Origin of the sequence: Sutcliffiella horikoshii (genome assembly GCF_008180725.1) — a bacterium.
Classification (GTDB): Bacteria; Bacillota; Bacilli; order Bacillales; family Bacillaceae_I; genus Sutcliffiella_A; species Sutcliffiella_A horikoshii_B.
In genome coordinates, this window is sequence record NZ_VTEV01000005.1 from 276,868 (window position 1) to 298,409 (window position 21,542).

Below are 21,542 nucleotides of genomic sequence, written 5' to 3' on the forward strand. Positions count from 1 at the left end.
ACCCCTTTTAAGATCCCTTTTTTCTCCCCCTCCCTCCCCAAAACCCCAACTCCGCCCCCCCTTAAACAGTACTTAGGAAACATTCCAGGGCAATTTTCCGACCGTTTTTCCGCATTTCTTGGTTTAAAAGTGATTCTCTAGACCTACTCAAAACACCATTTGTCAACACAATCCTACAGCCCTTACAATTCAATTAACCTCGCAACACGATTCATCACTCACACTACTACTCTTCAAAGATTAGCAACAAGAACCTAGTAACAAGTTGCCACACAATACATACCAGGAGGTGAACTTCCGCACTATTCTACTCTACCAATCCATCAACTTCTAAGAATTACATAACCTATCAAACAATTATTAGAACAGGAGAATGCACATGCGAAAGCCAACATTAAAAACCGTCTTTATAGCAATCATCGCCGTTTTCATGCTTGCTACTTCCCTTTTTCAGGGCCAGGCACTTGGAGCAAACACCAAATCTACAAACGCTAACGAACCAACCATCATCAACGATCAACTAGGAACTGGCGAAACCAAAATCACCTTAATAACCGGGGATATTGTACATGTAACCTCTCTACCAACTGGACAAAGTGTCATTAATGTAGAACCTGCCGAGAACAACGGAGATGGCATTCGTGTCATCACAGTCGGTGACGATACATATGTGTATCCGAACGCCGTGATGCCGTATCTGGCAGAAGGAAAGCTTGACCATAACCTTTTTAACATTACAAAACTAGTAGAATACCAATTTGATGACAAACACAGCAGTACCGTTCCTGTCATCGTAGAATACCAAGAAACGAAAGCTAGAGCCGCTTCCACAAAAGCAGCACCAAAAGGCGCAAAGAAACAGCGTGAATTAAAAAGTATCAACGCTGCTGCTTTAGAAACTAACAAGGAAGAAGCAACAACTTTCTGGAATGATGTGCAATCAGAAAAGACAGACGAATCTAAACCAGAATCCGTACAACTTAACTACGCAATTGAAAAAATCTGGCTTGACGCTAAAGTCGAAGCTACTCTTCACCAAAGTGTGCCTCAGATTGGCACTCACACAGCGTGGGAATCCGGCCTTACTGGGGAAGGCATCAAGGTGGCTGTCCTTGATAGCGGTATTGACCCGACACACCCAGATATCGCTCCACAACTGGATGAAGCGGTCAGCTTTGTACCTGGTGAAGAAGTCCAGGATAAAAATGGCCACGGCACACACGTAGCTTCTACTATCCTCGGAACTGGCGCTGCTTCTGACGGCCAAAATAAAGGTGTAGCACCAGATGCTAAATTACTAGTAGGAAAAGTACTTGGCGATAACGGTTCCGGTCTTGCTTCTTGGATCATCGAAGGAATGGAATGGGCAGCACAAAATGCAGACGTGGTTAACATGAGTCTTGGTAGTTCTGTCGGAAGTGACGGCACGGACCCGATGGCGCAAGCAGTTAACACACTTACAGAAGAGTATGGAACATTATTCGTCATTGCAGCAGGTAACAGCTACGGAGAAGGTACAGTCGGATCTCCAGGTGCTGCGGATGCCGCACTTACAGTTGGGGCTGTAGACAAGTCAGATAAATTAGCGAGCTTCTCCTCTAAAGGACCACGACTTGGTGACATGGCATTAAAACCAGATGTTTCCGCACCTGGAGTAGGAATCATGGCTGCACGTTCTCAATACGCATCCGGCACAGGTTCTTACACTAGCAAAAATGGTACTTCCATGGCTACACCTCACGTAGCAGGTGCCGTGGCAATCCTTTTACAACAAAATCCTGAAGCCACTCCTCAAGAATTAAAAGAAACACTAATGAATACAGCAAAAAAACTGCCAAACTATCAGCCGTACCATATCGGAACAGGACGTATTGATATAGTAAAAGCGTTAAATACAGACATAAGAGCAACAGGTTCCGTTTCTTTCGGTTTCTTCCAATGGCCGCATAATGAAGCAGCTCCTGTCGAAAAAACAGTAACGTACACAAATGATAGCGACCAAGACATCACCCTTGACCTTGAAGCTACTTTTGCAGATGCAAATGGCAATGCGGCTCCAGAGGGCATGCTGACACTTGCTCAAACAACTGTCACTGTCCCAGCTAATGGAATTGCTGACGTTAAAGTAACAGTAGACCCTGCACATGGAGAAAGCGGTCAACGCTACCAAGGTCATTTAACAGCAAGTGCCAACGGAGAAGCATTGGTTCATACGACCATGGCTACTATTAAAGAAGATGAAAGATACACACTAACGTTAAATGCAACAGATCGTGACGGTTCACCTGGCCTAGCATATGTGGTGATGTTCAACGATAACATGCAACCAGAAGCCGTTGCAGTCCCTGGGACAAGAGAACTTCGTTTGAAAAAAGGCACCTACTCCGTAATGTCCATGATGGACGTAGATGTGAATACTGACCACAAAGGGGTTGCCCTTGTCGGAGATCCGGAAGTAGTACTGGACGGACCGAAAACGGTGGAGTTGGATGCAAGAAAAGCCAACGAAATCACCGTCAAAGTTCCAAAGAAAACAGAACCGATGTATCAGCGTATGGAATACTACCAGACCATGGGAACAGGTACAGTACACAGTGTCTATTTGATGCCTGTATGGATAGATAAACTATATGCTGCACCTACGAAAAAGACAAAATTAGGTGAGTTTGAATTTTTAACACGCTGGCGTTTGATAAAGCCATACCTGACTATGAATTACAAAGGCAAAGAACTTGATGATATTGTGATGAATGGAAGTACTCTTTTAGAAGGAAAGCATAACTTGAAGGCGATCTATGCAGGAGAAGGATCACAAGCTGACTACGACCGTCTGAACGCAAAAGGCAAAGCGGTTGTGGTAGATCGCAGCAAAACAATCAGTGAATCCGAACAAGCTGCTGCTGCAGTTGCAGCAGGTGCGAAACTATTGATTATAGCCAATTACGAAAATCTTGAATTTAATAAATATGTAGGAGAAGTACCTATTACCGTTGCAGCTATCAGTAAATCAGAAGGAGACAAACTGATTAAAGCGGTTCGTTCTGGCAATGTGAAGCTTCAAGTCGAAGGAACTAAGGACTCCCCTTACGCCTATGACCTAGATTATGTACATCAAGACAATATTCCGAAAAAATTATCATACGAGCCGAAAAACAAAGACCTGGCAGTTATTGAAACAAACTACAACTCTCATGTGGAAACAGATGGTGGAGAATTCCGCTTCGACATGAGACCGTACACAAGACGAGCAATCGGATTCCTATACAAGATTTCCTTCCCGACTACAAGAACGGAATATGTTTCTGCCACAAAGGATACGTACTGGTATCACATGGCAAAGGTCCTTGATGAAGAATGGGAAATTCGCCAGCCACGTGTAGTTTATGAAAAAGGACAAAAACTTGTTGAAAATTGGTTCTCTCCGGTAGTTCGCCCGGCATTAGGAGAAGGCTATTGGGGACCAAACAGACAGAATAATTATTTACAATTTAATATACCTGCATGGGCAGATGCAGGATTTGGGAATACTGGTGGTACTGGTTATAATAACTCTGTACAAAACCAAACGAATAAATTATACCAAGGTAACACATTGGTGAAAGAAGGAAAAGGCCAATCCATAGCAGGCACCATAATTGCACCAGAAGAGCGGACTCAATTCCGATTAGTTTCAGAAGCAAAACGCGATGCAGAACGCTGGAACACATCTGTTCGCACCCACACGGAATGGACTTTTTGGACTGAGAAACAAGAGCCATTTAGAACAGACTTGCCATTTCTTTCACTCAATTATCAAGTGGACACTGACGTGAACGGTGATGCCTTATTAAATAGACCAACTCAACTACAAATATCTGTAGAAAAACTGAAAGATGCCATTGGCTACGGAAATGTGGATGGAGCAACTCTTGAGGTATCCTTCAACGAAGGTAAAAAATGGAAAAAAGTAAAACTGAACCGCAATGGGGACATGTTTACAGCTTCTATTACAAACCCTAAAAATGCAAAATCCGTTTCCCTAAAAGCATCAGCATGGGACGACCAAGGCAACAAAATCACACAAGAAATCATCAAAGCATACGGTCTACGCTAACAAATAAATGGAGCATGAAACCTTTAATGGTTTTCATGCTCCACTATTTTTAGACAAACTGATTATTCCGCCTGAACTTATTTATAACAGGCCCTGCAAAGCTGTTCGCCTTATCCATATCATTTTTTCCCATATAATAATCAAACAGAACAACCGTATAGTGCTCCACCAGCAGCATATACCCCATCTCTTTAAAATAGGGGAATGCTTCTTTTTCTAAGTATTCATAATACTTTTCCGTTTGATTTGAAAGATAGTAATAATGCATGGTGAAAATGTGGATAAATGTAGTAGCGCTTGAGGCCTGGGATAAACTCAACCCTTGTTCCACGAGCAATAAAAGTTTTTCCTTGGAGATCTTGCCTTCTTTTGTTAAAGCATTAACATAGCCTTCAAACGAACCTAAATAGTTGGGATGGCTCTTTTCTCGTGCATCCATGGATTTTTTATAATATTGACTGGCTTTATGGTATTCCGCATTTCTTAAATAAAGGTAGGCAACATTATGGTACAGCATCGCCTTTTGATGATCTAGGCCGTAATCCTCTGTCATATCTATCAATCTATGATATTCATTGCTCAAGGTAGGATGATCTTCGGACTGTTCTAGTTGAATGACCATTAGCATTTCTGACTCTATGATACGGGAGAAGCTGCGTATTTTTGTGAAATACTGAAGTGCTTTATTTGCATGGAAAAAGGCCAGCACTCTAGAGTTGAGTGAGTGGTATGTAAGAGCTAAATCATAATAGTACTCTTGATTAGGGTAGTGTTCCAGATTAATCTCCTTCAAGCATGCAAGAGCCTCCACGTAGTTGTTTTTCACTGATAAATGGTAGACTCCGGTTACATGCAGTAACAAATTCTTTTCATAAGGTGTCATATCCGTATCCGTCCAAGCTGACATTTCTCCAATCAATCCATTCGCCATTCTCCCCTCGCCAACAAACAAATAATACCTAGCCAATATCAACGTGTACAGGCGATAGAAGTCTTGCATATGTAATAAATTATAACCTTCTAGCTGGCTTTTGATGGATTCTACCCTAGACTTAAGCTTTTTCACAATAGCATCCTGCCACTCTTTCAACAGCTGTTCAATTTCTTTATAATTTTCAATCTCCGCACTCAATTGAATTCCTAGGCGTTTGCATAAAAAATCAATGGTCTCCTGAGAAACCTCCGTCAGGCCCCGCTCAATTTTGCTGATATGGGTACTGGAACAAATTCCGTCTCCTAAATCTTTCTGCTTTAACCCTTGAAATTCTCGATAAAATTTAATAATCTTACCTTCCAGCATGCTGTCATCCCCTGTGAAATTGATTTAATTTTTAATATCCTATCACAGTTTGATGCCCTGATACAGACAGCTTCTCCCAATTGAAACAAGTCAGACATATGACTTTAACAAAATGCAAATGCCCGTACACCTCTGAGTACGGGCAATCTTCTTTCTATATATATAAAGAAACCTCTGTCGCTTTTTCATGTTTATTGCTTCCCACATAGTGAAGAAACAATAACTTTCCATAACGCTTCCTCAATGGGACATGCTTCCCTGCATAAAATTGTGGAAGGGCCACTTCTTCCATGAAGGAGTAATAAGTCTCATAATCTTCTTCCACCCTAAATTTCAATAATTTAAATAAGGTAATGTGCAGAGTGTTCCTGCATTCTTTCGCTTTATTTGCCCCCTCCTTGATGAGTCGCTGGAGAACCCGCTTTTTAGCAAGATTCCCTTCCATACAACTATCTACAAAGTTATACAACCTAACCAAATAGCTGTTTGAATTTTCTTCTGCAAGTGAAAGAGCCTCTTCAAAATACCCCTTTGCTTCTTCAAAAAATCCTCTATTATAATATTCATAACCTAGATTATTCAGTAAAAGCCCTTTATTTTCTTTCAACCCATATTGCTCACAATTGCTGATCAAATCTTTATATCTCCCTACAATATAATGAAAGTCGCTATATAAATCTCCGCTCAACTGTAATAACATTAATGCTTCCGCTCGATTAGCTTGCATATAGTTGTTCGTTTCCTGAAAATGACGTAACGCTTTATCTACGTAAAAAAAGGACATAACCTTCGAATCAATTAAAAAGTAAGCAGTCCCTAGATGAAAATAATACTCTTTATTCCCGTACTCCTTTATATTAATTTGGTTCAACACACTTATTGCCTTCTGGTGGTCTTCACTATTAAAGGAAGCCAAATAATATATTCCCTTCACATGAAGATATAAATTATAGTCAAATGCAAGCATGTTAGGATATTCTTGTTCTGCTTTACTAATAATTTCATATGCGAGCTCCATTTCATTTCGAAAAAGATGATATCTCGCAATTAAGAGCTGATAGCGCGCGGCATACTTAGAAGCATGGACAATGGAAGACTCCTCAACACTCTCCTTTAACAATCCAATCTCCTTTTCCCTGCGCAGAATTATCGCATTATGCCAATCTCGCAAAAGCTTTTTGACCTTTTGAAGATAGGCCAATTCTTCCTGTATATCAATATTCAACCTCTCGGAAAATAAAGCAATAATCTTTTCGGAATAAGCTGTCTTTCCCCTCTCAATCTTACTCACGTGAGTTGTCGTACAAATTCCTTCTCCTAATTGAGACTGTGTTAGTCCAGCTTTTTCCCGATAATACCTAATAATTTCCCCCACTATCATGTTCATGTCCCCTTTTGGCTTCAATTAGCTAAAATTGTTGTATATATAGAATTATAGAAATCTGAACAAATCCCTCTTGGGGTTATTTTTCGGGAAATAAGTCCTCAAATTGACAACAACCTCTCTCATTTGCTACTAAATAATGTCGAAATAATTCAAACAATAGGCCAAAAGTCGGAAGTTAAGGTAATAAAGTTGGGAAAATTACGGAATGCGAAGTCATTTGCAGAAAGCAACAACGAAATTCTTCAGATTAAAAAAGAATCCAGGAACCCATCTTACAGGTTCCTGGATTCTTTTATACTTCCTGCGCAACAACATACTTCCTCAAGGTCTGTTGCAGCGTCCCATGCGTTTCTGCATATTGATGGAACGTCACACCCATGCTGACCATCTTCCTAACAAGTTCTGCACGCAAACCAGTGAGAACCGCTTTGCACCCCATCATTGAAACCCCAGTCAGGATATCCTCAAATTTCGCGATGACATCCTGTTCCATAGTGGTGACGCCAGAGAGGTCTAAAACAAGTGTCTGCAACTTCAAGTTAGAAATCTCCAATAGGGCCTTCTCTTCAATGATGCGAATTCGATAGTCATCTACATTTCCAATCAATGGCAACACAGCAACCGTTGCACTAACCGGAATAATTGGAACAGATAAATGCTCTACCAATTTCCTTTGAGAACTGATCAGCTCATCCTTATAATGCGAATAGCTCAAGAAAAAGCTATTTAGAAAATAATCCATATTATTATTGATTTTCTTCTCCATTTCAAAGAAGTCTTCTTGCTTAAGATATTCTCCTCTTTCATCAATAAATCTACTGATAAATTTCCATAGAGTTCTTCTGATTGCCTGAACCCATTCAAGCTTAAATGATAAAGTAAGAGAGTGTGAATGCTTTGCCCATGCAATCCCTTCTTGCTCTGCGAAGGCAATAACTTCCGTCTCTTTTTGCTCCACCACTCGTTGAATTAAGGTTTGCGCATTTTTAAGAAGATCGATATTTCCCTTTTGCAAAATGTCATTAATTTTCGATGCGACATTTACAGCCTCCGACAGCAGAGTAGCTTCAAATTCATCCTTATGGTCTTTTAGAAAACTGGTAACCTCTCCATTGCTGACAAATTTCACAGTCATTTAATGATCTCCTTTATAGATATTTCTTACTTCCTATTTCTATAAAGAAAAACGTAATCCTCTTTTATTCGACAAAAAAATAGAGGAGTTCGGCAACATCCCCGACTCCCTCTAACATCACCGTTTTGCTTTTCTCACACCTTGATAAATTTCCGAAATAGATGTAAGAAAAAATACCAACACCGCAACCCAGAAAATAAGACCTAGTTGGTACGTAAAGCCAAACAGCTCTTCGAAATAGTGGAAAAACGCTGGGTTAAACACAGCAAGGTTGTGGAACACGATAATAAACACAGCAAGCGATACAGCATGAACAATCGCATTTGCCATAACAAGCTTCATGGTCCATTGACCAAGTTTCCATTTATACGCTACCAGTCCAACCTCCAAAATCATCACTAATATTATCAGGGGCCAGAAGGAAATCAATTGGGTTTGATTGAAAAGTGGTGTCACAAGTGTCAATCCCTCTTCCCCTTTTTCATAGATTCCAAGCAGCGTATTTGCATTGAAATAACCTGCTACCCAAATGACCGTCCAAATTAAACTACCCAACAATTCTACTTTTGAAATGGCTTTTCTTTTTGGAATATATGGGACATCTTTCAAATCCTCAGGGGTCCATTCCTTCCACTTTGACGTAATTGGATTGGTGTTATTGGAACTATCCAGTCTTTCCACCAACGCAAACGTAATCGTTATCCAGAAAAACGTCTGGACTCCGGCACTAAGACTGTTCCATACTCCATCTCCGATCATGCCAAGAATAACCGGGAAAATTTCTCCTTCCCCACTATAAGAAAAAATGCCAATGAAGGTCACCACGCAAAAAGAAATAATCATTGCGAGTGGGATAATGAGCTTTAACAGACTTACATACACATCAAAATACCGCGGACCTATCAAATGCATCGGCTTATCCAGATAACCGCTGGCAAGCTTAGCTGGATGTCCAAGCTCAGACAGTACTGCTTTTACATCTTCCTCTTGATAATCATCCGGAAGCATATCCTCGATGGTCGAACGTAGTTCAAGCCCGATATCTTCCTGTTGTTTCTCCGGCAGCCTTCGAATCACCTCCTGAACATACAACTCAATCAGTTTCATTGTCCTCATTCTCCTCTCTTAGTAAAATTGCTAGCTCCTGAGACGTTTTCTCCCATTCCTTTTTCAACTTCTCAAAAATCTCCGTCCCATACTCACTTAAAACATAATACCTCCGCGGCCTGCTCTCCGTTTCGTCCCAGCTACTGGTCACCAGCTCCTGCTTTTCCAAGCGCCTAAGCAACGGATAAAGCGTACTTTGCTCAATGGTGATTCCACTTTTCTCAAGCAATTGAACCAGTGAATAGCCATACTGAGGGGTTCTCAGCTGACTTAAGACCGCTAATGTCAAAGTCCCCCGCCTTAACTCCGTCGTCAACGACTGCAACAATCCATCGCCCATCTGCTCACCTCTTTTTATACTATATGTCGTACAGTATGTTTTATACTATGTATCATACAGTATGGAGGTGAAGAAAGTAAAGTGTGTTTACACCTCTTTTTCTTAGGCGCATACACTAAATAACTAATGCTTCTAGGAGGTTACATCATGTTTTATCCCTACTTTTACCGTCAGACACCTGAAACTTACGGGGCAAAAGGTGCCCTTAATGCCGCATCATTAACTCTTCCTGATATCCTTACTTATGCGCTACAAGACGAATATCTCGCTCAAGCACGCTACAATAGAATCCTTGGAACTTATGGATATATAAGGACTTTCGCAAGAATACAAGAGGCTGAACTGCGCCACATCAGTGCCCTGTTACCGTTATTCCAACAGTATCAAGTTCCTGTACCACAAGACATCTCTCCACAGTTCGTCACCACACCGCCAACGATAAAAGATGCCTATGCAGCTGGTGTGGAAGGGGAAATCGAAAATATTGGCATGTATGAAAAATTTCTCGCACTAGACCTTCCAAATGATCTGCGAGTCGTATTTACCAGATTAAGAGATGCATCAGTCAATCACCTGGCTAGTTTTGAAAGAGGACTTGCGAGGTAACAGGTAAGGGACAGGAAAGTATTTTCTGTCCCTTTTTGAACGAAACACACTCCCCGTTTCATCCACCCCTATTCTAGGGAATAAACTACTATTACTTTCTCTGGAGGGATAGCATGTGGTTCAGACACCCGTTTTTTAAATATGCAACTGGTATCATTCTAGTATTATTAATAGTTTTTCTATTAAGTGAAGTTCAATTTATTGTTAACCCAATCATTAGCTTTTTCACAACTCTATTCTTCCCTATCCTAATTGCTGGCTTTCTATTTTATATTTTAAAGCCCCTTGTAAACCTGCTCACAAAGTTAAAGTATATACCGCGTACCTTGGCTATCATTCTTGTATTCTCAGCTATCATTGGAGCTACAGTATTAGGAGGCTTTTCCGTTGGAGGAAAAATCGAGGAGCAGATCGTCCAGTTTGCAGAAGACTTCCCATCTTTTCTTGAAAAAAATGAAGAACAAACAAAGGAACTGATTGATGACAACAACTTCGGTCTCATCTCTTATGAGGAAGCTAAACAGAGAGGCTTAGCCTTTTTAAAGGAACAGTCTCAGCGCATCGGAGAGAACGTATCCTCCATCATTTCCTCCATTACCAACTTTGTGACAATCCTTGTAGTCGTCCCGTTCATCTTGTTCTATTTTCTAAAAGATGGCCATAAACTCTTGCCATTTATATTGAAAATGTTGCCGAACAAGCACCATGATGAAGGAAAAAGATTGTTAACCGATATAGACAAGACTTTATCCACCTATATCGGCGGACAGATGATTGTCGCATTGGTAAATGGCTTTCTCATGTACATAGGCTATCTCATCATCGGATTGGATTATGCGCTTGTGTTGGCCCTATTTATCGTAATTACCGCTGTCGTTCCCATTATCGGTCCTGCATTAGGAGTACTGCCCGCAGTGATTATCGGACTGATGACAGATCCATTTATGGTCGTGAAGATATTGATACTTCTTGCCATCGTGCAACAGATTGAAGGAAATTTGGTTTCCCCGCAGATTATCGGAAACAAGCTGTCCATTCACCCTTTGACAGTCATCCTGCTCCTTCTTGCAGCAGGGAAGCTGTATGGATTTATCGGCATTCTGTTGGCGGTTCCCGTGTATTCAGTTTTGAAAGTTGTGACGAAGAATCTGTATGAGGTTTATCGATTGCGAAGGGCTTAGCTGATAACTTTAATTAAAATGGGGAATCAGCCAATAAAACTGATTCCCCTTTTCTAACTTATGTTTGTTTTTTCATATATCCTATCGTTTCTTCTATTCCTTTTTCATATGGAGTACTGTTCCATTTCCCTAAAAATTTTGTTAGCTTTTCCCCTGATAGAATGGTTGGCTCAGCATTAATATACTGCATTTCCACCGCCTCACGCATTCCCTTCCCGGCAACCAGGGCATACATAGCAAACATCGGTTTTGTGATGTAGTAAAGTTGCTTATCTTTTCCTAGATGTCCTTTCACCAATTTTTCAAAATCACGCCCAGTAATGGTCGACACAGCAGGAATATTCCAACTGTGCCCATATGCATCATCTTTTAAAGCTAATTCCACCATCACCTTAGCTCCATCTTTCGTATAAATAAATTCCCTTTCAATATCGCTCGGTCCAACAAAACCTCCCTTTCTTTTTTTCAGGAGTTGACCCAGAGTAAAGTGCATATAGGTATTAGTAGCATTCGGCCCATAAAAATCAGGAAAGTGGCAAATCAAAGATGGAATAGAAGACTTCTGAATCATTTCCCCCATCACCTTTCGAAGCTTCCCTTTTTTAGTGTGGGGGTTTTTCTCCATATTCTCGGTAAGCCTATTACCACCGCTTTTTCCATAAGCATAAATATTATCTACCATGGCTAGTTTTGCACCATTCTCTTCCGCTGCGTTGATGATATTTTGGGTAATTGGCAACAATTTTTCCTTCCATTCATCATAAGGAAGGTTCAATGCATGAAAAATGACATCAATACCTTTAACAGCAAGGGTCAACTCCTCTTTATTTCCTGCATCTCCAGCTACGAGTGTCACTTTTTCTTCGCCGGCAAATAACTCCTTGAGTTTCTCTATACCTCTGGCAAAAGCCACCACATCCACTCCGCGACTAACAAGTTCCATCACCAATGCATACCCCATCCCACCTGAAGCTCCTATTACCATTGCTTTTTTCATATAGATATACCCCCCTGTTTATTTTTTAACCACCGGTCAATAAATGTTAAAAAAATTTTATCCTAAAGATGCTAGGATAAAATTTACATGTGATTGTGCCAAGCCTTTTACTTCTTCATAGTCTGCCTCACACCTGCAATAGTGACTAACGAAACCGTGCAAGGAAAGGAAAATAGTCCATGCTTGCTGGATGCTGATAGATTTATTGCTAAGTTCTAAAAGTGCCTCTGCAAACTTTTCATAAGATTCATTCGGACCTTTATTAACATAGCTTTTAACTTCTTCATCTGAAAGCAGAAACATCATCTCATATTGGCTCTTATGCGTAAGGCCAAAGCGGATAAATTCGAGCAGAACTTGCTTTAATTTTATTTTGTTATCAAGGTCCTGTATCATCACATTGTCCAGCCATTGATCTAGTTCTTTAAAATCCGATTCAATCATGGCGTAAAAAAGTTCCGCTTTATTTTTAAAATGATAATAAATAGCACCATGACTGTAGCCTAACTCTGTAGCTATTTGCCGCATCGAAACCTGTTGATAGCCCTTCTTTCGAAACAACTCCCGTGCTGCATTCATTACCATCCCTTGTGTTAATTCATTTGTTACCGCTTTTCTAGGTGTCATTTTCTTACTCATCCTTTTTATTGACCACTGTTTAATTAAAATATAATCTTTTGGAGATACTGTTGTCAATTAAAAAATTGGTAACATGTTCCTCAATCTGTCACAATAAGGAGAAACTAACTTGTCTTATAAACGTACAATTATCAAACAAACCTTCTAAAAGGAGACGCACAATAAATGGAACCTGCGACAAATACCAACTTGAAGAAATTTACCTCTCTCATCCTGTCGACCAATATACCAAAAGTCGCACTCACTCTTGGATTAATTGGCAGCCTGATCACGACATTGGTAGGATTAACTATTCCCTTGCTGACTCAGCAATTAGTCGACGGCTTTTCCATGGAATCGCTCAGTGTCGGACTGATTGTTGCAATTGCCTCCGTTTTTATCATACAGGCGGTAATTGACGGACTTTCCACCTACTCGCTCGCCTATGTTGGCCAAAGCATCGTTGCCGGCCTCCGCGAGAAAATGTGGTTCAAATTGATCCGGCTGCCTGTCAGTTATTTTGACAAAAAAACAAGTGGCGAATCGGTCAGCCGTGTGGTTAACGACACAGGGATTGTGAAAGATTTGATCTCACAGCACTTCCCGCAGTTCATCACAGGAATTATCACCATTATCGGTGCTGTCATCATCCTCTTCATCATGGACTGGAAAATGACTTTGCTTATGCTGATCTCCGTACCAGTAACAACGCTAGTCATGATTCCGCTTGGTACGAAAATGGCAAAAATCTCACGTGGCATGCAAGATGAAACAGCCAATTTTACCGGCAGTGTGCAGCAGACTTTAAGTGAGATTCGTCTGATGAAAGCATCCAATGCGGAGGCGGTGGAAGAGGTTAAAGGGAAGTCCGGCATTCGCACGCTACTCACTTATGGACTTAGAGAGGCTCGTATTTTTGCCATAATCGGACCGCTTATGTATATGGTCGTCATGCTTGTTATCGTTGTGATCATTGGTTACGGTGGAATTCGTGTAGCAGAAGGCACCATGACAACCGGGGCACTTGTTGCATTCCTGCTTTACCTGTTCCAAATCATTTTCCCGATTACATCTTTTACGATGTTTTTTACACAGTTACAGAAGGCTAAAGGGGCGACGGAAAGAATTATTGATATTCTAGAAATTGAGGACGAACCCGGACAGGAAGGATTGGCTGCGGATATTACCAATCAACCTGTCTTCGTAAAAAGTGTGTCCTTTGGATACAACGAGGACGAGCCTATCTTGCGCAATGTTTCCTTTGATGTAGAACCTGGCATGATGGTTGCGTTCGCAGGACCTAGCGGCGGCGGGAAAAGTACACTTTTCGGTCTGCTGGAACGCTTTTATGAACCAACAGACGGGGAAATTTACGTCGGCGAGTTGCCTATCCGCTCCTTATCCATGAAAGCATGGCGCCAGCAAATCGGCTATGTTTCCCAAGACAGTCCGATGATGGCTGGAACCATCCGGGATAACTTGACGTATGGGTTGGAAGATAAGGAGTCTTTGACGGATGATCGTTTATGGGAAGTTGCCAAGATGGCTTATGCAGACCAGTTCATTCAAGAGTTTCCGAAAGGACTCGATACCGAAGTAGGCGAGCGGGGAGTCATGCTATCAGGCGGACAACGCCAACGAATCGCGATTGCCCGTGCCTTTTTGCGCGACCCTAAGATTTTGATGATGGACGAAGCAACTGCAAGCCTGGACAGTCAGTCAGAAGGAATCGTCCAGCAGGCGTTGACAAGACTGATGGAAGGCCGGACGACATTTGTGATTGCCCATCGCCTGTCTACGATTGTGAATGCGGATAAGATTATTTTCATTGAAAAAGGTGAGATTACAGGAATGGGGACTCATCAGGAGTTGGTGGAGTCGCATAAGTTGTATCGCGAGTTTGCGGAGCAGCAATTGACTTAGAGTGTAATAAAGAAGGTCAAGGATGCTTAGTCCTTGACCTTTTATTATTGGGAGATATGTTGGAGTGAAAGGGCAGGGACAAATTGTCTGTTACCATTTTTACTGTTTCAATTACAGTTCGGGCTCTGAGACCGCCTCCTATAATAATCACAGATTGGGCACTGAGACCGCCTCTCTGTAGCAATTCGTCATAGCCTTTATTAAAGTTCGTGCCAAAATCAGCCGAGTTCGTGCCGAAACCGCCCGAGTTCGTTCCAAAACTACCCAAGTTCGTGCCAAAACCTCCATAGTTCATGCCATATCGAAAATCACCCTAAGTCCCACAATACGTCCGGTACCCAGCGGTCTCACTCGCACCCGGCGCCACACAATAATCTTCCTGTTCCTCCGAATACCTATAAGGATCACGCAAGACCCTCACCAAATTCTCCATCACACCATAATTCCCATGCTCCACCGCAGCCAACAATGCTGCTTCGACACGGTGATTACGCGCAATAACCGCAGGATTGCTTTTCTGCATCAACTCCCGCACACTTTCCGCACTCGCAGACTGCCTCCCTAAACGCTCCTGCCACAACGAATGCCATTCCAGGAACACAGGCCTCCCTTTCAAATTCAGCTCCCCCAACGTCAACTCACGAAACGTATTCGTAAAATCCGACTTGCTTTCCTTCATCACATCCAGCAGCCCTTGCACCAATGCCTCATCCCCAGATTCCTCGCCAAACAAACCTAACTTCGCACGCATCCCTGCAAGCCAATACCCCTTATACAAGTCCGAGAACTTATACAATTCCTCTTGCGCCAACTCAACTGCACGCTTTTGATCCTCGTCAAACAACGGTAATAAAGCTTCCGCAAATCTTGCCAAATTCCAGCCCCCAATCCGCGGCTGGTTTTCATACGAATACCGCCCCTGAACATCAATGGAACTGAATACAGTCGCCGGGTCATATACATCCATAAACGCACATGGTCCATAGTCAATGGTCTGCCCGCTTATCGTCATATTGTCCGTGTTCATCACACCATGGATAAAACCAACGAGCTGCCATTTCGCAATCAGCTCTGCCTGTTGTTCCATTACTTTTCTAAAAAAGCCAAGATAGTCACCTGCATCCAACTCAGGGTAATGGCGTTTCATAGCATAGTCAGCCAACGCATGCAATTTTTCCATATCCCCCCACTGAGCAGCAAACTGGAAGGTTCCAAAACGAAGATGACTGGATGCAACTCGGGTCATGACTGCTCCAGGCAACAAACCTTCCCGTAACACCTCTTCCCCTGTTGTCACCACAGCCAAACTTCGTGTTGTTGGGATTCCCAATCCATGCATGGCTTCACTTATGATATACTCGCGCAACATCGGTCCCAAAGTTGCACGACCATCGCCGCCACGGGAATATGGCGTCCGCCCCGAACCCTTCAATTGAATATCAAAACGTTCGCCAGAAGGATTAATCTGCTCCCCCACCAACAGGGCACGGCCATCGCCAAGCATGGTAAAATTGCCAAACTGATGGCCGGCATACGCTTGAGCTATACCTGAACCACCCTCTGGAACGGTGTTGCCTGCAAGAATCGATAAGCCTATACCCTCTTGCAAAGCTTCTGCTCTCAATCCAAGCTCACTGGCAACCTTCTCATTTAGCACAACCAACTTCGGTGCCTCCACAGGATTTGGCTTTATTTTTGAAAAAAACAATTCAGGTAATGATTCATAGCTATTATCAAATTTCCAACCTATATTGTTAAAAATGGTCATCTAATCCCCTTCCTCTCTTCTGTCAAATCGATACATCTATTATACCCTTTATGTAGCTTATATTTATAAAATCAGCCTCTCCAATAGAGAGTTCAAACTTCGCAACTGAGGAAAATAATGTTAAAATAATATCAACAATGTAATAGACAAGGAGATTCTCCATGAACAAAACCTGCAAAGATACCCGTGTCATCCGAACAAGCCGAGTGTTTCCAAACGACATTAACAACCATAATACCTTGTTCGGAGGAAAACTTTTATCTGATGTGGACATGTTAGCCTCTATTTCTGCTGCGCGCATGTGCCGTTGCGAATGTGTAACAGCCTCCATGGACTCGGTGGATTTTCTGTCCCCCATCCGACCGACAGATGCCGTTATTTTTGAATCTTTTGTAACTTGGACAGGGAATTCTTCCATGGAAGTCTTCGTGAAAGTGACAGCCGAGGATTTAACAAAAGGCACCAAAAACATTGCAGCGACAGCCTTTTTAACGTTTGTGGCACTTGATGATCAAGGAAAACCTGCTCAAGTACCTTCTATCACACCAGAAACAGAAGAAGAGCTGTACCTAAACAAAACCGGGGAAGAACGGGCAAAAGCACGACGCACCAGAAGAGCAGAATCCAAAGCGCTAGCTTCCAAGCTGACAAGTGGATTTTCAGAACAAAAATAAGAGAGTGCTCACTATCCCGGCACTCTCCTCTACTCCATCACATTTGCTGCAAGCTTCACTTCCGCTGACGCAGCGTTTTGCTTTTCCAGTTTAATCCTTGCAACTGTTCCTTTATTCAATTCACTCTCATAATCAAGCGAGCCATTATGATTTTTAATGATTTTATTTGTAACAAGCAGACCTAAGCCTGTTCCCTGTTCTTTTGTTGTAAAGAACGGTTTTCCCAGCTCCTTAATCTTTTCAGGAGAGATGCCGACACCTTGATCTTCAAATTCTACATAAACCGATTCGGCTGTTTCCTTTAGACGGATGGTCACCTCTCCACCACGCGGCATCGCTTCAAAGGCATTTTTTAAAAGGTTGATGAACACTTGTTTCATCTCGCTTTCCACACAGTCATGCATCAGTGATTCCGCTACTTCCAGCTTGACTTCTATATTAAGGAACAATGCCTGTGAATCCAGTAAAAATACTACATTCTTCAAAACCTTAACCATGTCCACACTTTCCAAGGATTTTGCTTGTGGTTTCGCAAGAACAAGCATTTCATTAGAAATCAGTTCAATCCGTTCCAACTCACTTGCCATAATTTCATAGTATTGAGGGTTCACTCCGTTTTGATAAAATCTTCTCTACCGTATCATCATGTTCAAAAGGATTTTTATGTAAAAGTTCATTCAGCATAGTATGCCCCTCAACGTTCCTCTTATATTTTCCTACTATTCTAATAATAACTTTACCATATTAAAGTGCTTTTGACTTTTTATTTCCACAAGTTGGGGTATACAAAGTTATAAAAAGACTAGATATTGTCCTGAATAGTCCAAAATGACGCATGAAATTTTTTAATATAAACATAAAAAACCCAAAGCTTAATTACCTTGGGTGGAGCAATGATTGTGAATTAATTTGTTATATTCTCATGTTTCATCGCTTCTATTCTTTTTAAGAAGCCTATAATACCTCTAACTAAGAACAAGGTAAAATTGATACTGCCAAATGTATGGAAAGCAGACCATTTTTTCCACTCAAATAATCTTGAGTTTTTTTCTAGCACCCACTGACATAAACTCATTGGAACACTAAAAATCATACTTTTTAGTAATATGGTTTTCCATTTATCGTGGTAAGATATTCTAACCCAAATGACACTTAATATTGGAAAGAACAACAAATCATAAATAATATTTGTACTAAAAATTTTTGAAAAAGGCCTTACCGGATAAGCAATTCTTTTAGTTCCTACTACATAAGAATCAAGTAAAATCGAAATAACTCCCTTTAGGAAAAAAACCAGTAAATTCTCTCTCATTTTTGAACCTTTAAATAAAAATGGTAAGGAGACCATACACAGTATATTTATTAGACTTAACAACCTTCTCTCCATTGGGACACCCTTTCGTCAAGAATGGTAATTTTAATACTTTTACGTTTCCCATCAAGAAAGATATTATCCGATGCTAAGGTACTTCTACATGAAAAAAATTAAACCCAATGCAAAGAAATCGCAAACAGATATTGTGCCAAATAATAAGGGATCATTACCAGATAGTTTCTATAGGTTAGCTTTCCGATAAATCTATCCCAGGCAAGAATGGCATCGGAAAAGAAAAACAAGATGGCGCCTGCAATTATTAGAGGCTGTTGACTATAGAATGCTGCCCATACCATGGAAGTGATAATCGCTACATACGCTGTGACTGCTAGAAAAAGAACGATGCCTCCCGAATTCACAACCCCTTTCGAAAGTTTCAAAAGGTAGAGAATAGCGACAAGAAATAGTGCTCCAGAAATCCACAAATTTACCGCACCACCGCCAGGAAAATACGAAAATCCCACAACATAGCATACATGACCGACCAAAAAAGAACCTAACCCATATACAAAACGATCTTTTGGAAGCATCAGAAAAATATCACCTAATATAGAAAATAATAATCCAGCTAGGATCCACCAGCCATATGTTGAAGACGATTCTCCCAAGCCCAAAATTGCAATTAAAATAATGATGACCATAGTACCAGGCTTCAAGATATAAACCCATGACTTATCTTGTTTTTCCACTGCTAACAGATACAGGCTGCCCAAAAACATAGTAAGAATCGAAAGTGAAAACAACAAATTAAATAACCCCCTTCATAAAAACTCTATTATATTCTACAATACATATACCTTAGAAGAGAGATGTAGAATAAATCCCTCCTGTTAGCTTGAAGCGTTCACTAACTTGGACTACGCCATAGAGGAGTTTACGATTTGGGGAGTACAGCTAAATAATCAGATCACTCAAGCTTATATTTTTTTAATGAAAGGAGCTAAATTCAATGGAAGAAATCCCTGATTTAAATATATTTATGATGTGTTCCTCACTCAACAAGGATGCATTAACCTATTTACCAAAAGGGTATTATGTCCGTAGTATGCGGGAAGACGAACTGGATATATGGGCTAGCATGCCGTTTGACGACGAAGAAACTGCCAAAGAGTACCGATCATTTATGATGGAATTTTTCAAAACTGTCTATGGCGGGAAGGAAAAACTGTTTTTTACAAACACCCTTTTCGTTTGCGATGAGCAAGATCGCCCTGTGGCAACTTGCTTATTATGGAAGGCCTACGATAAATTCCAGACTATTCACTGGTTTAAGGTGCTGAAATCACATGAAGGAAAGGGTATCGGGCGAGCCTTGCTTTCCATCATTATGAGGGAAGTGCCGAATAACGAATATCCTGTGTACCTCCACACCCAACCTGGTAGCTACCGGGCTATAAAACTATATTCGATTTCGGATTCCACCTACTAACGGATAAAACAATCGGTACCCGGCAGAATGACCTGGTAGAATGCTTACCGATTCTTGAAAAATGGATGCCTCATGCAGATTATAACAACCTAAAAACCACAGAGGCGCCTATGAATTTCAAAGAAAGCCTTAACAGCTATACTACATTAGAATTTTAAAGAAAGAAGGGTTCTCTCGCTAAGTGCGAAAGAACCCTTCTCTATCTTACTCTTACTCCTCTATCTGCTTCAACGACTTCTCCACAAAAGCATACGCATAGCTTTCCGACACTCTTTCTGCATTGAAATAGAATGCATATACATCTTCGTTCACACGGAAACTTATTCTGAACGTATCTGGAATCGAATTTTTCCTCTGACTATAGTAAACCGTTTTTCCGGCAATAGTTTTTTCCTCACCAATAAGGTTGCTATTAATTAAATCGATATGACTCGTTTCTCCATTTAAAATGTTCAGCCCAACCATGTGTTTATCATTCACCAGAAACTCCCCATAAATCAAATCCGTAGATTTCGATAATTTTCTAAGTTCCTCTGACTCCCCTTCCTCATCATCCACTTCTAGGGTACTATACACAAAAGCCGCCATAACCGGATCGCCTAAATACTCCTCCTCACCTTTAAGAAGATACCCGTCATGCATGATAAAAGCAGTCCGTAAAGGAACATCAGCATGAAACGGAATCTTAACCTCTGTCCCCAGCTTAGCAGATACCGCTTTTTCTAAACTGGTATATGGAGTTACCTCTCCGTTTCCAGTTTCCACACTAGTCTCCGTCTCATCCACCGTCAAACTCTTTTCCGTATCATCTGAGAAAATCAACTCTGTCGCAATAAAGTACCCACCAATCACCAACAAAAACCCAGCCAACATAAATGAAACGACCGGTCTCATATCCCATCTCCTTTGTTGTCTTTTCTCCGGTTGCCTAACGGACTCCATTACTCGTTCATGAATTTCCTTCTTTCCTTCATCATCCATCCTAATCGCTTGATACCCCTTCAATGTCCGATCCAAGCGACTCTCATCTTTTTCATGCGTCATGGTTATAGCCCTCCTTCAGCATCTGTTTTTTTAAGGCTTCCAACGCTCTGTGCAAAGTGGTCTTCACCTTGCCTTCACTCCAACCAAGGATTTCTGCCGTTTCCCGCACCGTCAAATCCTTTATTTTTCGTAAAATAATGACTTCCCGATAAGACCTTTTCAATTGTTGCAAGGCTCGATACAGATATGCCTCATATTCCCCTTGCTGCGTTACCTGTTCTGGTAGATATTCCGTAGTTGAAAGCAAGGCAGTAGCGGCAAAAGAATCCGCTACAAAACGAAAAGGCTTCCTCTTCCGAAACTCATCAATTGTCGCATTCCGGGCAATCCTGTACAGCCAATTCCTTTCACTTGTCTCCCCTTTAAAACGATCTATTGCATGATAAGCCTTGATATACGTATCATGGGTCAAGTCCTTCGCCATCTCCCGATCACCGGTCATCATCAGAACATAACGAAAAACCTCATCACTATAACGCTCATACCAATCATTCAGCTTTCGAATGGACCATTCTCCCTCCATGTATTTCACCTATCTCTCTATAGCTATCGCAAATTTGCTTAC

At 41.3% G+C, this 21,542-nt stretch carries 19 protein-coding genes; 6 read left to right on the forward strand and 13 right to left on the reverse strand.

All coding sequences use genetic code 11. The features are described from left to right. Nucleotides 1-379 precede the first annotated feature (379 nt). Nucleotides 380-4,093, forward strand: coding sequence for a S8 family serine peptidase (locus FZC76_RS13640; RefSeq protein ID WP_148988722.1), 3,714 nt, complete (start codon nt 380-382; stop codon nt 4,091-4,093). Between the two features lie 49 nt (nt 4,094-4,142). Here the strand turns inward: FZC76_RS13640 and FZC76_RS13645 are convergent, their stop codons facing one another. The 5 genes from FZC76_RS13645 to FZC76_RS13665 all read right to left on the reverse strand — a co-directional run bounded on the left by FZC76_RS13645 (nt 4,143) and on the right by FZC76_RS13665 (nt 9,362). After that, nucleotides 4,143-5,393, reverse strand: coding sequence for a helix-turn-helix domain-containing protein (locus FZC76_RS13645; protein WP_148988723.1), 1,251 nt, complete (start codon nt 5,391-5,393; stop codon nt 4,143-4,145). A gap of 154 nt (nt 5,394-5,547) precedes the next feature. After that, nucleotides 5,548-6,774 carry a helix-turn-helix domain-containing protein gene (locus FZC76_RS13650; protein ID WP_148988724.1) on the reverse strand — a complete coding sequence of 409 codons (1,227 nt, stop codon included), beginning with the start codon at nt 6,772-6,774 and terminating at the stop codon, nt 5,548-5,550. 298 nt (nt 6,775-7,072) lie between these two features. Next, nucleotides 7,073-7,915, reverse strand: a complete 843-nt coding sequence (locus tag FZC76_RS13655; protein WP_148988725.1) for an STAS domain-containing protein — start codon at nt 7,913-7,915, stop codon at nt 7,073-7,075. Between the two features lie 117 nt (nt 7,916-8,032). Next, nucleotides 8,033-9,022: a hypothetical protein gene (locus FZC76_RS13660; protein ID WP_148988726.1), complete on the reverse strand. Its 990-nt coding sequence runs from the start codon at nt 9,020-9,022 to the stop codon at nt 8,033-8,035. Next, nucleotides 9,009-9,362 (reverse strand): PadR family transcriptional regulator, encoded by a 354-nt coding sequence (locus FZC76_RS13665; protein WP_148988727.1) that lies wholly within the window; start codon nt 9,360-9,362, stop codon nt 9,009-9,011. Before FZC76_RS13665 ends, FZC76_RS13660 begins: the two co-directional genes overlap by 14 nt. Before the next feature lie 147 nt (nt 9,363-9,509). Here FZC76_RS13665 and FZC76_RS13670 point away from each other — a divergent pair, with 147 nt between their 5' ends. Both FZC76_RS13670 and FZC76_RS13675 read left to right on the forward strand, forming a co-directional pair. Next, nucleotides 9,510-9,968 carry a ferritin-like domain-containing protein gene (locus FZC76_RS13670; protein WP_148988728.1) on the forward strand — a complete coding sequence of 153 codons (459 nt, stop codon included), beginning with the start codon at nt 9,510-9,512 and terminating at the stop codon, nt 9,966-9,968. A 113-nt stretch (nt 9,969-10,081) separates the two neighbouring features. After that, the gene (locus FZC76_RS13675) at nt 10,082-11,149 is read left to right on the forward strand and encodes an AI-2E family transporter (protein WP_148988729.1); all 1,068 of its coding nucleotides are present in this window, start codon (nt 10,082-10,084) and stop codon (nt 11,147-11,149) included. A gap of 58 nt (nt 11,150-11,207) precedes the next feature. Here the strand turns inward: FZC76_RS13675 and FZC76_RS13680 are convergent, their stop codons facing one another. Next, a complete protein-coding gene (locus tag FZC76_RS13680) occupies nt 11,208-12,146 on the reverse strand; it encodes an SDR family NAD(P)-dependent oxidoreductase (RefSeq protein ID WP_148988730.1) in 939 nt (312 codons plus the stop codon). A gap of 57 nt (nt 12,147-12,203) precedes the next feature. Continuing rightward, the gene (locus FZC76_RS13685) at nt 12,204-12,773 is read right to left on the reverse strand and encodes a TetR/AcrR family transcriptional regulator (protein ID WP_148988731.1); all 570 of its coding nucleotides are present in this window, start codon (nt 12,771-12,773) and stop codon (nt 12,204-12,206) included. 177 nt (nt 12,774-12,950) lie between these two features. Here FZC76_RS13685 and FZC76_RS13690 point away from each other — a divergent pair, with 177 nt between their 5' ends. Further along, nucleotides 12,951-14,687, forward strand: a complete 1,737-nt coding sequence (locus FZC76_RS13690) for an ABC transporter ATP-binding protein (protein ID WP_148988732.1) — start codon at nt 12,951-12,953, stop codon at nt 14,685-14,687. A 313-nt stretch (nt 14,688-15,000) separates the two neighbouring features. Here FZC76_RS13690 and FZC76_RS13695 read toward each other — a convergent pair whose 3' ends face one another. Then, nucleotides 15,001-16,455 carry a protein adenylyltransferase SelO gene (locus tag FZC76_RS13695; RefSeq protein ID WP_148988733.1) on the reverse strand — a complete coding sequence of 485 codons (1,455 nt, stop codon included), beginning with the start codon at nt 16,453-16,455 and terminating at the stop codon, nt 15,001-15,003. A gap of 161 nt (nt 16,456-16,616) precedes the next feature. On the opposite strand from FZC76_RS13695, the gene FZC76_RS13700 reads away from it, so the two are divergent. Further along, a complete protein-coding gene (locus tag FZC76_RS13700; RefSeq protein WP_148988734.1) occupies nt 16,617-17,129 on the forward strand; it encodes an acyl-CoA thioesterase in 513 nt (170 codons plus the stop codon). Nucleotides 17,130-17,158: 29 nt separating this feature from the next. Here the strand turns inward: FZC76_RS13700 and FZC76_RS13705 are convergent, their stop codons facing one another. From FZC76_RS13705 to FZC76_RS13715, 3 genes are all read right to left on the reverse strand, one after another. Then, nucleotides 17,159-17,740, reverse strand: coding sequence for a sensor histidine kinase (locus FZC76_RS13705; RefSeq protein ID WP_148988735.1), 582 nt, complete (start codon nt 17,738-17,740; stop codon nt 17,159-17,161). Between the two features lie 293 nt (nt 17,741-18,033). Further along, the gene (locus tag FZC76_RS13710; RefSeq protein WP_148988736.1) at nt 18,034-18,516 is read right to left on the reverse strand and encodes a CBO0543 family protein; all 483 of its coding nucleotides are present in this window, start codon (nt 18,514-18,516) and stop codon (nt 18,034-18,036) included. A gap of 98 nt (nt 18,517-18,614) precedes the next feature. Further along, on the reverse strand, nt 18,615-19,250 hold the full coding sequence (locus tag FZC76_RS13715; protein WP_148988737.1) for a lysoplasmalogenase: 636 nt from the start codon (nt 19,248-19,250) through the stop codon (nt 18,615-18,617). Nucleotides 19,251-19,453: 203 nt separating this feature from the next. Here FZC76_RS13715 and FZC76_RS13720 point away from each other — a divergent pair, with 203 nt between their 5' ends. Beyond that, nucleotides 19,454-19,933 (forward strand): GNAT family N-acetyltransferase, encoded by a 480-nt coding sequence (locus FZC76_RS13720; RefSeq protein WP_262372608.1) that lies wholly within the window; start codon nt 19,454-19,456, stop codon nt 19,931-19,933. 210 nt (nt 19,934-20,143) lie between these two features. On the opposite strand, the gene FZC76_RS13725 is transcribed toward FZC76_RS13720, so the two are convergent. Together FZC76_RS13725 and FZC76_RS13730 are read right to left on the reverse strand one after the other, a co-directional pair. Further along, nucleotides 20,144-20,977 (reverse strand): hypothetical protein, encoded by an 834-nt coding sequence (locus FZC76_RS13725; protein ID WP_148988738.1) that lies wholly within the window; start codon nt 20,975-20,977, stop codon nt 20,144-20,146. Next, entirely contained in the window at nt 20,967-21,500 is a 534-nt protein-coding gene (locus FZC76_RS13730; RefSeq protein WP_148988739.1) for an RNA polymerase sigma factor, read from the reverse strand. The genes FZC76_RS13725 and FZC76_RS13730 overlap by 11 nt, the downstream gene beginning before the upstream one ends. Between the last annotated feature and the right edge of the window lie 42 nt (nt 21,501-21,542).

Coding starts and splice junctions, on each gene's coding strand:
- FZC76_RS13640 (WP_148988722.1), top strand. CDS start 380: ATGCGAAAGCCAACATTAAAAACCGTCTTTATAGCAATCATCGCCGTT.
- FZC76_RS13645 (WP_148988723.1), bottom strand. CDS start 5,393: ATGCTGGAAGGTAAGATTATTAAATTTTATCGAGAATTTCAAGGGTTA.
- FZC76_RS13650 (WP_148988724.1), bottom strand. CDS start 6,774: ATGATAGTGGGGGAAATTATTAGGTATTATCGGGAAAAAGCTGGACTA.
- FZC76_RS13655 (WP_148988725.1), bottom strand. CDS start 7,915: ATGACTGTGAAATTTGTCAGCAATGGAGAGGTTACCAGTTTTCTAAAA.
- FZC76_RS13660 (WP_148988726.1), bottom strand. CDS start 9,022: ATGAAACTGATTGAGTTGTATGTTCAGGAGGTGATTCGAAGGCTGCCG.
- FZC76_RS13665 (WP_148988727.1), bottom strand. CDS start 9,362: ATGGGCGATGGATTGTTGCAGTCGTTGACGACGGAGTTAAGGCGGGGG.
- FZC76_RS13670 (WP_148988728.1), top strand. CDS start 9,510: ATGTTTTATCCCTACTTTTACCGTCAGACACCTGAAACTTACGGGGCA.
- FZC76_RS13675 (WP_148988729.1), top strand. CDS start 10,082: ATGTGGTTCAGACACCCGTTTTTTAAATATGCAACTGGTATCATTCTA.
- FZC76_RS13680 (WP_148988730.1), bottom strand. CDS start 12,146: ATGAAAAAAGCAATGGTAATAGGAGCTTCAGGTGGGATGGGGTATGCA.
- FZC76_RS13685 (WP_148988731.1), bottom strand. CDS start 12,773: ATGACACCTAGAAAAGCGGTAACAAATGAATTAACACAAGGGATGGTA.
- FZC76_RS13690 (WP_148988732.1), top strand. CDS start 12,951: ATGGAACCTGCGACAAATACCAACTTGAAGAAATTTACCTCTCTCATC.
- FZC76_RS13695 (WP_148988733.1), bottom strand. CDS start 16,455: ATGACCATTTTTAACAATATAGGTTGGAAATTTGATAATAGCTATGAA.
- FZC76_RS13700 (WP_148988734.1), top strand. CDS start 16,617: ATGAACAAAACCTGCAAAGATACCCGTGTCATCCGAACAAGCCGAGTG.
- FZC76_RS13710 (WP_148988736.1), bottom strand. CDS start 18,516: ATGGAGAGAAGGTTGTTAAGTCTAATAAATATACTGTGTATGGTCTCC.
- FZC76_RS13720 (WP_262372608.1), top strand. CDS start 19,454: ATGGAAGAAATCCCTGATTTAAATATATTTATGATGTGTTCCTCACTC.
- FZC76_RS13725 (WP_148988738.1), bottom strand. CDS start 20,977: ATGACGCATGAAAAAGATGAGAGTCGCTTGGATCGGACATTGAAGGGG.
- FZC76_RS13730 (WP_148988739.1), bottom strand. CDS start 21,500: ATGGAGGGAGAATGGTCCATTCGAAAGCTGAATGATTGGTATGAGCGT.